Raw genomic sequence first — 12,295 nt, 5'->3', positions numbered from 1 at the left:
AGGGGAAATCCGCCGATGCCATCCAGATGCAACGCAAACAAAGGGAGTATGTAGGTATGAAAAAAATTCTAAACAGCCTGCCGTTCAAGCTGCTGCTTGGCGTTGTGGTGGGCATCGTGCTCGGTCTGGTGGCGAACGAGGCCGTGATGAACGTGGTCGTGACAATCAAGCAGGTGCTCGGTCAGATCATCACATTCTGTGTGCCGCTGATCGTTATCGGCTTTATTGCGCCGTCCATCACCAAGCTGGGCCACAACGCATCCCGGATGCTGGGCATTGCGCTTATTATCGCGTATGTGTCGTCGGTCGGCGCGGCGCTGATGAGCACGGCAGCCGGTTACGCACTCATTCCGCACCTGTCGATCGTATCGCAGGTTGACGGCCTGCGCGAACTGCCCGAGGTACTGTTCCAGCTGGAGATTCCGGCGGTCATGAACGTGATGAGCGCACTGGCGCTGTCGCTGATGGTCGGTCTGGCTATCACCTGGACCAAATCCAAGATGATGGAGTCCCTGCTTGACGAGGTGCAGAATATTGTCCTCGCCATCGTCACCAAGATCATCATCCCGATTCTGCCGTTCTTTATCGCGTCCACCTTCTGCGGTCTGGCGTATGAGGGCACAATCACCAAGCAGTTTCCGGTGTTCATCAAGGTCATCATCATCGTTATGATCGGTCATTATATCTGGATGGCGCTGCTCTATGGAGTTGCGGGCGCATACTCGGGCAAGAACCCGATCGAAGTGGTGAAGCACTACGGTCCGGCGTACATCACCGCAGTCGGCACGATGTCCTCCGCAGCGACTTTGGCAGTTGCTCTGCGCTGCGCAAAGAAATCCACGGTGCTGCGCAAGGACATGGTTAATTTCGGTATTCCGCTGTTCGCCAATATCCATCTGTGCGGCTCGGTGCTGACCGAGGTTTTCTTCGTCATGACAATCTCGCAGATTCTGTACGGCAAGATTCCGTCTGTCGGAACCATGATCCTGTTCTGCGTGCTGCTCGGCATTTTCGCCATCGGCGCACCCGGCGTGCCGGGCGGTACGGTTATGGCTTCGCTCGGTCTGATCACCGGCATCCTGCTGTTTGACGGCACCGGCACCGCGCTTATGCTGACCATCTTTGCCCTGCAGGACAGCTTCGGCACCGCCTGCAACGTCACCGGCGACGGCGCGCTGACGCTTATTCTGACCGGCTACGCGAATAAGCATCATATCGCGGAGGAAAAGCGTGAGGTTGAGGCAGCAGAAGTTCAGTAATCAAATATGAGAAAAGGAGCCTGCTTTAGCGTAATGTCAACAAGGAAGTTTTTTAACTGATGAGAGAAGCAGCGTAATGTACTTTGTATGTTACGCTGCTTTTTTCTTGCGTTTTACAGTGATTTGCGAACTTTCTGCCGCACCGATAAAGGTGTAGTAGATTTCAATTCGCTGTTCCCGGTGTCCGCTGCTCTTATCGCCCTCATGAACGATGATTTTCTCAATCAGGTCACGGAGCATAGCGGGTGTCAGTTCATCGAAGTCAGCATAGCGTTTCGCCATTTTCAAGAAGCTGCTGATGTTCGTGCAGGTATTCTCTGCGTCATCGAACTGCTTTTGCAGAGCAACAACTTCCTCCCGCAGCGAATGCTGTTCCTGCTCATAATCCGCAGAGAAGATTTTGAATCGCTCATCAGACAGTTTGCCGGTAATATTGTCCTCGTAAAGCCGCTTGATAATGCCGTCCAACTCCTTGACACGCCGCTCTTTCAACTCCAGTTCTTTTTTCAGAACACGGGTCTTAACTGCCTGTTCTTTCGCGCTCTGGCAGGTCAATCTCCGAACAAACTCCTGCTCATCCTCCGCAGCCATTTTCACGATCTGCTTGAGATTGTCTTTCACCAACTCCGCCAGTGTCACTTCACGGATATAGTGCATAGAGCAGGATTTGGTCCGTACACGATAGCGTCCGCAGCAATAGCATTCCTGCCCTTTGGAGATGTTTTTTCCGCGATGTACACGAAGCAAAGAACCGCAATCCGCACAATACAGCAGACCGGAGAATAGCGCCGGGATCTCCTGCTTGTTCAGCCGTCTGCGCCCTGCGCGAATACGCTGGACTGTTTCCCAATCTTCTTGGTCAATCAGTGCTTCGTGCGTGTTTTCAAATACTACCTGCTGTTCTTCTGGTGTGGGTATCCGCTTCTTGAGCTTATACGACTTCGAGTATGTCTTGAAGTTAACCGTGTGCCCTAAATACTCTTTCCTTGCCAAAATAAAATAAACTGTGCGACTACACCATACGCATTCTGTTTCCGGACTGTAATGCCTCATATTCCCTGTGCGGCGATGCTCCATCGTTCCCGGTGTAGGGATGTTCCGACGCGTGAGCTCATTTGCGATCTGCGTCGGTCCATATCCCTGAATGCAGAGGTTGAAGATAAGTTTCACAACCCATGCCGTTTCTTCATCGGGGATCAAGTGCCCGTCTTCGCCTTTGAGGTAGCCATACGGTGTTTGCGTGGATAAACGCTTACCGGAAGTACCTTTCATGCGCTGGACTGCTCGCTGTTTACGGCTGCAATCTCGCGCATACCATTCGTTAAACAAATTGACGAACGGCGTCAGGTCATTTTCACCTTTCTGCGAGTCAACATTGTTGGCAATCGCAATGAAGTGAATATCGTACTGTGCAAACAGCACTTCCGTGAACATTCCCACCTGAAGATAGTCGCGGCCGAAGCGGGACAGATCCTTGACGATCACGCGCTTGATCTTGCCTGCTTCTACATCCGCAATCATCCGCTTAAAGTCAGGACGCTCGAAAGCTGACGTTAGATAACGATACTTTTGAAAACACTGGAAAATCAAGGTTTTTCGAGCGACGGACAAGCAGGGTATTGTACTAAAAACTGAATACGACGCAGAAGCGGCGTTTCTTACTCTCTACATGGGAGAACAGGAACGCCGCTTTTTTCATGCCCTTTGTTACGCAGTAGGGGCAGAAAAAGCCTTGCTACAAGCGGTTTTGCGGGTGTGTATCTGGCGCGGCAAGGGATTTATACCTTATTCCCCGAAACCGCGCTTCTACTGCGTAACAAATCCAAAGCAAAGGAGCTATGAACTATGGCAGTTTTCAGAGTGGAACGGAACAAGGGCTACACCGTAATGAGCAACCACCACCTACGCAACAAGGAGCTTTCCCTAAAGGCAAAGGGGCTGTTGTCGCAAATGCTGTCACTCCCCGAAGATTGGGACTACACCTTGAAAGGCTTATCCCTTATCAACCGGGAGAAGATAGACGCTATCCGCGAAGCCATTAAGGAGCTTGAACGCGCCGGGTATATCGTCCGTTCAAGGGAGCGCGACGAGAAAGGACGCTTGCGGGGCGCGGACTATGTGATATTCGAGCAGCCGCAGCCGCCTACGCCGGATTTACCAACATTGGAAAATCCAACATTGGATAATCCAACACAGGAAAAACCAACATTGGAAAAACCTACGTTGGAAAATCCAACGCAATTAAATAAAGATATACAAAGAACTGACTTACCAAAAAAAGAAAAAATAATTACTGATGAACAAAGTACCCATTCCATTCCTATCCTTTCCCCTAACCCCTCTCCTTGCAGAGAAGCGGCTACGCCGCCGGAACGGAAAGGAACGGAAGCGACAGCACAGAGCGCAGTTGATATATACCGGGAAATCATCAAGGACAATATCGACTACGACATTCTCAAACAGGACATGAAGTTTGACAGTGACAGGCTTGACGAGATTGTAGACCTCATGCTTGAAACCGTATGCACCGCCAGAAAGCGGGTACGGATTGCGGGGGACGACTACCCGGCAGAGCTTGTGAAATCTAAGTTTATGAAACTGGACGGCGAGCATATCCGCTTTGTGCTTGACTGTATGCGGGAGAACACAACGAAAATCCGCAACATCAAGCAATATCTGAAAGCAGCCCTTTTCAACGCCCCGTCCACTATCGGCAATTATTACACTTCCCTTGTCGCCCATGACATGGCAAGCGGCGCACTGTCACCGAAAAAGCCGCAGTACGGCGACCCGGACTATTATTCATGCAACGAGGGCGAAAGCCTGTAACCACCCACAACCACAAAAGGAGGATTTTATTATGGCACAGAAAATGACAGGAGCATTGGTATTTGACGAGCGCACCGACCGTTACGACATCCGCTTTGACTTAAACAGCTACTACGGGGGCTTGCATTGCGGCGAGTGCTTTGACGTATTCGTGCGGGGCAAGTGGAAGCCGACCCGGATTGAGTACGGCGACAACTGGTATCTTGTGGGTATCAGAGCCGAGGACTTGAACGGGCTGCGGGTGCGTATCTGACCGCCGCCCCATAAAGAAACGCGAAAGGAGGACGCGACAAATTGCAGGACGAAGTAAACGAAAAGACCATAGCCCTTTACATCAAGACCGGGAAGCTGACCGCGCAGACGCTCCAAAAGGCAATGAAAGCCATACTGTCAAAGGGCAAAAAGCAGCTTGCAAAACCGCCACAGGGCAAGCAGAGCTTAAAGCAGCTTATGAAGCAGAACGCGGGCGTTTCCAACATTGAGATTACCGAGGGCAATATCAAAGCCTTTGAGAGTACGGCGAAAAAGTACGGTATCGACTTTGCGCTGAAAAAGGACGCGACGGAAAGCCCGCCCCGCTATCTGGTTTTCTTCAAGGGGCGGGACGCGGACGTGCTGACCGCCGCCTTTAAGGAATTTTCCGCAAAAAAGCTGACACAGGAGAAAAAGCCCTCAATCCGAAAGCTGCTCTCTACCCTCAAAGAAGCTGCACAGGGCAAGAACGCGGAACGGGCAAAGGTCAAGAACAAAGACAGGGAGGTATCGCTATGAAGCCGGAAATCAAGAAGCTGCTTATCTTAAATCTCCCGTATCTGCTCTTTGTCTGGCTCTTTGATAAAGTGGGCGCGGCTGTCCGGCTCTCCCCCGGCGCGGACGCGAGCGCAAAGCTGCTACATCTTGGGGACGGTTTTACCGCCGCCTTTTCCAGTATCGCGCCGAGCTTCCACCCGGCAGACTTAGCTTTAGGCATTGCGGGGGCGGTCATTGTCCGGCTGATTATCTACACCAAAGGCAAGAACGCGAAGAAATACCGCCGCGGGACAGAATACGGTTCGGCGCGTTGGGGCGGGGCTGACGACATAAAGCCGTACACCGACCCGGTATTTGAGAACAATATCCCCCTAACGCAGACGGAACGGCTTACCATGAACAGCCGCCCGAAGCAGCCGAAATACGCAAGAAACAAAAATATCCTTGTAATCGGCGGTTCCGGCAGCGGCAAGACCCGGTTCTTTGTGAAACCGTCGCTCATGCAATGTACGTCAAAGGATTTTCCAACGTCGTATATCGTCACTGACCCGAAAGGAACACTGATTTTGGAAACCGGGAAAATGTTACAGCGGTACAAATACCGTATCAAAGTGCTAAATACGATTAACTTCAAAAAATCCATGAAATACAATCCCTTTGCCTATCTGCGGAGCGAAAAGGACATTTTGAAGTTAGTCAATACCATTATCGCCAACACCAAAGGCGACGGGGAAAAATCCGGCGAGGATTTCTGGGTGAAAGCGGAAAAGCTCTACTACACCGCGCTAATCGGCTATATCTGGTATGAAGCCCCGGAGGACGAGAAGAACTTCACGACGCTGCTTGAAATGATAAATGCGTCGGAAGCCCGCGAGGACGACGAGGACTTCCAGAACCCGGTTGACCTCATGTTTGAACGTCTGGAAGAAAAAGACCCGGAGCATTTTGCAGTCAAGCAGTACAAAAAATACAAACTTGCGGCGGGCAAGACCGCAAAAAGCATACTTATCTCATGCGGCGCGAGGTTAGCCCCATTCGACATTAAGGAGCTGCGGGAGCTTATGGAAACCGACGAAATGGAGCTTGACACCATAGGCGACAGAAAGACAGCCCTTTTCGTGATTATCAGCGACACCGACGACACCTTTAACTTTGTCGTGAGTATTCTCTACACACAGTTATTCAACCTTTTATGCGACAAAGCAGATGATGAATATGGCGGGCGGCTTCCCGTCCATGTTAGGTGCTTACTTGATGAATTTGCGAATATCGGGCAGATACCAAAGTTTGAAAAGCTCATTGCAACGATACGGAGCCGGGAAATCTCCGCGTCAATCATCTTGCAGAGCCAGTCACAGCTAAAGGCAATCTACAAGGACAACGCCGATACCATAGTCGGCAACTGCGACACCACGCTTTTCTTGGGCGGCAAGGAGAAAACCACCCTCAAAGAAATATCGGAGATTTTAGGCAAGGAAACGATAGACAGCTTCAACACTTCCGAAACCAGAGGGCGGGAGCTTTCGCATGGGCTGAACTATCAGAAATTGGGAAAGCAGCTTATGACGGAAGATGAAATCGCAGTCATGGACGGAGGGAAATGTATCTTGCAGCTACGCGGGGTGCGCCCGTTCTTTTCGGACAAATTCGACATAACGAAACACCCGAAATACAAGTACCTATCCGACGCAGACCCGAAGAACGCCTTTGACATGGAAAAGCACCTTAAACGCCGCCCCGCCATTGTCAAGCCCGACGAGGTTTTTGACTATTACGAGATTGACGCAGCAGACTTACAGGAGGACGCAGACCATGAGGAAACGTAGCGCAGAGGAAAAACAAAAGCAGCTTGAACGGTTTTTAATGAATGTTGCGGAAGCCGCCGACGCTGCATTATGGGAGTATTGGCGGGAAAAGGAAGCGGAACACCGCCGTTTTGCAACGGAGTATGTCACGCGCCGGGGGCTTATCCCGCAACAGTGACAGCATGGCAGACCGCCGGGGGACAGGGGAAGCTACACTTCCCCTACGCTGCCTTGCGGCAGCTACCCCTTTGTGAACTTGCGGGAAGCGAACACCTTGCTACGCAAGCTATTCACTTCCCGCAAGTCTGAAAAAAACGTCCGGCAGCACAGCGGGACACAGAAAGGAGCGATTGAAGCAATCACATCTATCCATACCGGCTACATGATACGCGCCCCCACTTTCCGGCGCAGTACACAGCGGCAGGAGCCGCACCCCTTACAACTGAATACCGCCGCGCCGCAGGACTTACGCAGCGCGGGGACAGCCGCCTTTACCAGAGGGCGGTTTTTTTATGCGGCGGCGACCATACGCTGACCGCCTTTTGTCCGCTTGCCGGACAGCCGCAGACGCGGCAGAAAGGATATATTTATGGCATTTTTCAATAGCGCAGTAGACGTTTTGCAGACCCTTGTTGTAGCACTTGGAGCCGGGCTTGGTATCTGGGGCGTGATTAACCTCATGGAAGGCTACGGCAACGACAATCCGGGCGCGAAAAGCCAGGGCATGAAGCAGCTTATGGCGGGCGGCGGCGTTGCCCTTATCGGCATGACCCTTGTACCGCTGCTTTCCGGCTTGTTCGGTTAAGAAGCGCGGGTAAAGGCTTATGCAGAGCATACTTGACGCGATTAACGAATGGATAAAGGAAATCCTCATAGGAGCCATAAACGGTAATCTGTCAACTATGTTCGGGGACGTAAACGAGAAAGTCGGCACTATCGCCGCAGAGGTAGGGCAGACCCCGCAAGGGTGGAACGCAAATATATTCTCCATGATACAGACGCTTAGTGAGAATGTAATCGTACCCATTGCGGGGCTTGTCATTACCTACGTCCTATGCTATGAGCTTATCAGCATGGTAACGGAAAAGAACAATATGCACGACGTTGACACTTCCATGTTCTTCAAGTGGGTGTTCAAGGCGTTTGTGGCAGTCTACCTTGTGACGCACACCTTTGACATCACTATGGCGGTGTTCGATATGGCGCAGCACGTTGTTTCCGGCGCGGCGGGGGTAATCGGCGGCAGCACAGAGATTGATGTTGCCGCCGCCCTTGCTTCCATGCAAAGCGGGCTTGACGCTATGGAAATCCCCGAACTGCTCTTACTTGTCATGGAAACAAGCCTTGTGAGCTTGTGCATGAAAATCATGTCCGTACTGATAACCGTTATCCTCTACGGCAGAATGATAGAAATTTACCTTTACTGTTCGGTATCGCCTATCCCGTTCGCAACAATGACTAATCGGGAATGGGGACAGATAGGGAACAACTACCTAAAATCCCTGTTCGCGCTTGGCTTTCAAGGCTTCCTCATAATGATATGCGTCGGCATTTACGCGGTTTTGGTGAACAACATGATAATAGCGGACAACCTGCACAGCGCGATTTTTTCCCTTGCAGCCTATACCGTTATCCTCTGTTTCTCCCTGTTCAAATCCGGCGCACTGGCGAAGTCGATTTTCTCCGCGCATTAGCGGCGTGTCAAGGGTAGGGTGGAGATTTTCAGAGCAAAGCGGCGAAAATACTACCCGACCTTGACGCGGGAAAACCCCATAGAATAGGGACGGGCAAAGGGCAGAAATTGACCTTTGCCTTGATTACCCCTATGGGAACTTACAGCAGCAAAAAACCCAGAGAAAGGAGGTTTCCACTTGGCGTATGTACCCGTACCCAAAGACTTATCCAAAGTCAAGACAAAAGTAGCTTTCAACCTTACCAAACGGCAGATTGTATGTTTTGCGGTAGCTCTCCTGTTAGGGCTTCCGCTTTTCTTTCTGCTCAAAGACAGCACAGGCACAAGCCTTGCGTCTATGGCTATGATTGCCGTCATGCTGCCCTGTTTCCTGTTCGCCATGTATGAAAAGCATGGACAGCCCCTTGAAGTGGTGGTGAAGAACATCATACGGACGAAATTCATAGCCCCCAAAGAACGACCATACAGGACAGACAACTTTTATTCCGTCTTAGAACGGCAGAGAAAACTTGAAAAGGAGGTATCAGCGATTGCAAAAGGAAACACGAAGAAACAGCGCGGCGGGAAGCGCAAAGCCTAACCCGCCCCGCAAGCTCACCCGCGCCGAGAAAAAGCAGATTGCGGAAATCATCAGACAGGCAAAGGGCGACGGGAAAGCCCACACCGCACAGCAGACAATCCCCTATATCCAGATGTACCCGGACGGTATCTGCAAGGTTACGGGACGGAAATACTCAAAGACCGTCGCCTTTGAAGATATTAACTATCAGCTTGCACAGGCAGACGACAAGACCGCCATTTTTGAGAACTGGTGCGACTTCCTCAACTACTTTGACGCTTCCGTTTCGGTGCAGCTCTCTTTCATCAATCAGGGGACGCAGCGGGGCGAAGCGGAAAAGGCGGTCAATATCCCGGCACAGGAGGACGCTTTCAACTCTATCCGCACAGAATACCGGAATATGCTGAAAAACCAGCTTGCAAAGGGAAACAACGGGCTTGTCAAAGCAAAATATATCACCTTTGCCATTGAAGCCGACAGTCTGGGCGCGGCGAAATCCCGCCTTGCCCGTATCGAAACGGACGTACTCAACAACTTTAAGCTCTTGGGCGTGTCTGCCCGCCCCATGACAGGCTATGAACGCCTTAAAATGCTGCATGGCATTTTCCACCCGGAGGGCGGGCAGTTTGCCTTTGATTTTTCATGGCTTGCCCCGTCCGGGCTTTCCACAAAGGACTTTATCGCCCCATCCTCTTTCCGTTTTGGCGAGGGGCGTTATTTCCGCATGGGGCGCAAAATCGGCGCGGTTTCATTCCTTGAAATCCTTGCGCCGGAATTAAACGACCGTATCTTATCGGATATTCTGGACTTGGAAACGGGCGTTATCGTCAATCTGCATATCCACAGTATCGACCAGACCGAAGCCATAAAGACAATCAAGCGGAAAATCACCGACCTTGACAAAATGAAAATCGAGGAACAGAAAAAAGCGGTACGCAGCGGCTACGACATGGATATAATCCCGTCCGACCTTGCCACGTTCGGCAGCGAAGCGAAGAACCTCTTACAGGACTTGCAGAGCCGGAATGAAAGAATGTTCCTCTTGACGTTCCTTGTGGTGAACATGGCGGACACGAAGCGGAAACTGGAAAATGACGTATTCGCGGCGGCGGGCATTGCACAGAAGAACAACTGCGCCTTGACCCGCCTTGACTACCAACAGGAAGCGGGGCTTATGTCCTCTGTACCGCTTGGGGAGAACCTTATCCCCATTCAAAGAGGGCTTACCACGTCAAGCACCGCTATCTTTATCCCCTTTATCACACAGGAGCTTTTCCAGACGGGCGCGGCTTTGTACTACGGCTTAAACGCCCTGTCTAACAACATGATACTCTGCGACCGCAAGCAGCTAAAGAACCCCAACGGCTTAATCTTGGGTACGCCGGGAAGCGGGAAATCCTTTGCCGCCAAACGGGAAATGACAAACGCTTTCCTCATTACCGACGACGACATAATTATCTGCGACCCGGAAGCAGAGTATTTTTCCCTTGTGCAGCGGCTTGACGGGCAAGTGATACGGTTATCGCCTACGGGCAAGGGCATTGACGGGAAGCCCCAGTATGTGAACCCTATGGATATTAACCTCAACTATTCCGAGGACGACAGCCCCCTTGCGCTGAAATCCGACTTTATCCTCTCCCTCTGCGAGCTTGTAATCGGCGGCAAGGAGGGCTTGCAGCCCGTCGATAAGACCGTCATTGACCGCGCCGTTAGGAACGTGTACCGCCCTTTCCTTGCAGACCCCGACCCGGAGAAAATGCCTATCTTGGGCGACCTCTACGACGAGCTTTTGAAGCAGCCGGAGCCGGAAGCGGCGCGTATCGCGGCGGCATTGGAGCTTTACGTTTCCGGCAGCTTGAACGTCTTTAACCACCGTACCAACGTGGAACTTTCTAACCGCCTTGTCTGCTTTGACATCAAGCAGCTTGGGAAGCAGCTCAAAAAGTTAGGTATGCTCATTGTGCAGGACCAGGTATGGAACCGCGTCACCGTCAACCGGGCAGAAAGGAAATCCACCCGGTATTTTATGGACGAATTTCATCTTCTCTTGAAAGAGGAACAGACCGCCGCCTATTCCGTTGAAATCTGGGAGCGTTTCAGAAAATGGGGCGGCATACCCACAGCCATTACGCAGAACGTCAAGGATTTGCTTGCTTCCCGCGAAGTGGAGAATATCTTTGAAAACTCTGATTTTGTCCTCATGCTCAATCAGGCGGCGGGCGACCGGGCTATCCTTGCAAAGCAGCTCAACATCTCCCCGCAGCAGATGAAGTATGTCACCCACACCGAAGCGGGCGAGGGGCTTATCTTCTACGGGAACGTGGTGCTGCCCTTTGTAGACCGCTTCCCGAAAGACACCGAGCTTTACCGGGTAATGACGACGAAGCCGGAGGAAGTGGGCGAAGCATGACAAAATTAAGGACAGACACCATTATCAACCGGGACGCGCTCTATGCCTTGCGGGAGCTTCCAGAGGAAAGCGTACACTGTTGCGTCACAAGCCCGCCCTACTATGCGCTTAGGGATTACGGGCTTGATATGCAGATTGGGCGGGAGGACACGCCGGAGCAGTACATTGACAGGCTGACCGAGGTTTTCCGCGAACTGCGCCGGGTACTGCGTTCTGACGGTACGCTCTGGCTGAATATCGCGGACACCTACTGCGGCACAGGAAATAAAGGCTACCATGCAGACCCGAAGAACCCGAAAGGGAGAAACGGACAGCAGATTGCAAGAAACAACCGCGTTTCCGGCTGCAAACAAAAGGACTTAATCGGTATTCCCTGGCTTTTAGCTTTTGCCCTACGCGCTGACGGGTGGTATTTAAGGAGCGACATTATCTGGCAGAAAGAAAACCCCATGCCGGAGAGCGTGAAAGACCGCCCTACCCGCTGCTATGAACATATCTTTCTGCTTACGAAGTCAAAGAAGTATTTTTATGACGCAGCCGCCATAGCCGAGCCGTTAGCCCCCACAACGGCGGCGCGGTACCGCACCGGGCGCAGCGCGGGACAGAAATATGCGGACGAAGTACCCGGACAGGGGAACGTACAGGGGCTTAACCGGGCGCGAAGCGGCAGCTACTACGACGAAGCCCTCATGCCGACCATGCGGAACAGGCGGGACGTGTGGCTTATCAATACCGTTCCCTACAAGGGCGGGCATTTCGCCGCGTTCCCGCCAAAACTTGCCGAAACCTGTATCAAGGCGGGCTGTCCGAAAGGCGGCGTTGTGCTTGACCCCTTTTTCGGCAGCGGCACGACGGGGGCAGCCGCAAAGCAGCTTGACAGGCATTATATAGGCATTGAGATAAACGCCGAGTATTGCGCCCTTGCAAGGGCGCGGATTGGAGGGACAGACACATAAAACAATATAAGGCGCGTGAAAAAGTCACGCAGAA

At 51.9% G+C, this 12,295-nt stretch carries 12 protein-coding genes; 11 read left to right on the top strand and 1 reads right to left on the bottom strand.

The features are described 5' to 3' along the window. The first annotated feature begins 56 nt into the window (after positions 1-56). Positions 57-1,259, top strand: coding sequence for a dicarboxylate/amino acid:cation symporter (locus tag IEY11_RS08890; protein ID WP_188886328.1), 1,203 nt, complete (start codon positions 57-59; stop codon positions 1,257-1,259). A gap of 90 nt (positions 1,260-1,349) precedes the next feature. On the opposite strand, the gene IEY11_RS08885 is transcribed toward IEY11_RS08890, so the two are convergent. Next, positions 1,350-2,849 carry a recombinase family protein gene (locus IEY11_RS08885; RefSeq protein WP_279289187.1) on the bottom strand — a complete coding sequence of 500 codons (1,500 nt, stop codon included), beginning with the start codon at positions 2,847-2,849 and terminating at the stop codon, positions 1,350-1,352. A gap of 255 nt (positions 2,850-3,104) precedes the next feature. Between IEY11_RS08885 and IEY11_RS08880 the strand changes: the two genes are divergently transcribed. The 10 genes from IEY11_RS08880 to IEY11_RS08835 all read left to right on the top strand — a co-directional run bounded on the left by IEY11_RS08880 (position 3,105) and on the right by IEY11_RS08835 (position 12,261). Further along, positions 3,105-4,088, top strand: coding sequence for a DUF6017 domain-containing protein (locus IEY11_RS08880; RefSeq protein ID WP_008978068.1), 984 nt, complete (start codon positions 3,105-3,107; stop codon positions 4,086-4,088). 31 nt (positions 4,089-4,119) lie between these two features. Next, positions 4,120-4,341: a DUF5348 domain-containing protein gene (locus tag IEY11_RS08875; protein WP_002569164.1), complete on the top strand. Its 222-nt coding sequence runs from the start codon at positions 4,120-4,122 to the stop codon at positions 4,339-4,341. A 41-nt stretch (positions 4,342-4,382) separates the two neighbouring features. After that, the gene (locus IEY11_RS08870) at positions 4,383-4,859 is read left to right on the top strand and encodes a PcfB family protein (RefSeq protein WP_002569165.1); all 477 of its coding nucleotides are present in this window, start codon (positions 4,383-4,385) and stop codon (positions 4,857-4,859) included. Then, positions 4,856-6,664: a VirD4-like conjugal transfer protein, CD1115 family gene (locus tag IEY11_RS08865; protein WP_016289916.1), complete on the top strand. Its 1,809-nt coding sequence runs from the start codon at positions 4,856-4,858 to the stop codon at positions 6,662-6,664. Before IEY11_RS08870 ends, IEY11_RS08865 begins: the two co-directional genes overlap by 4 nt. Next, a complete protein-coding gene (locus IEY11_RS08860; protein ID WP_002569167.1) occupies positions 6,651-6,821 on the top strand; it encodes a hypothetical protein in 171 nt (56 codons plus the stop codon). Before IEY11_RS08865 ends, IEY11_RS08860 begins: the two co-directional genes overlap by 14 nt. A gap of 411 nt (positions 6,822-7,232) precedes the next feature. After that, on the top strand, positions 7,233-7,448 hold the full coding sequence (locus IEY11_RS08855; RefSeq protein WP_002569168.1) for a Maff2 family mobile element protein: 216 nt from the start codon (positions 7,233-7,235) through the stop codon (positions 7,446-7,448). Positions 7,449-7,467: 19 nt separating this feature from the next. Beyond that, positions 7,468-8,337, top strand: a complete 870-nt coding sequence (locus IEY11_RS08850; RefSeq protein ID WP_016289915.1) for a VirB6/TrbL-like conjugal transfer protein, CD1112 family — start codon at positions 7,468-7,470, stop codon at positions 8,335-8,337. Between the two features lie 177 nt (positions 8,338-8,514). Next, positions 8,515-8,916, top strand: coding sequence for a PrgI family protein (locus tag IEY11_RS08845; RefSeq protein ID WP_067539664.1), 402 nt, complete (start codon positions 8,515-8,517; stop codon positions 8,914-8,916). Next, entirely contained in the window at positions 8,867-11,305 is a 2,439-nt protein-coding gene (locus tag IEY11_RS08840; RefSeq protein ID WP_188886326.1) for a VirB4-like conjugal transfer ATPase, CD1110 family, read from the top strand. The genes IEY11_RS08845 and IEY11_RS08840 overlap by 50 nt, the downstream gene beginning before the upstream one ends. Next, positions 11,302-12,261: a DNA-methyltransferase gene (locus tag IEY11_RS08835; protein WP_008978036.1), complete on the top strand. Its 960-nt coding sequence runs from the start codon at positions 11,302-11,304 to the stop codon at positions 12,259-12,261. Before IEY11_RS08840 ends, IEY11_RS08835 begins: the two co-directional genes overlap by 4 nt. Positions 12,262-12,295 lie beyond the last annotated feature (34 nt).

The sequence above is a fragment of the Butyricicoccus faecihominis genome (assembly GCF_014648015.1).
GTDB lineage: Bacteria > Bacillota > Clostridia > Oscillospirales > Butyricicoccaceae > Agathobaculum > Agathobaculum butyriciproducens.
Note: the sequence above shows the minus strand (reverse complement) of the source record. Positions and strands in the feature narration are given on the sequence as shown.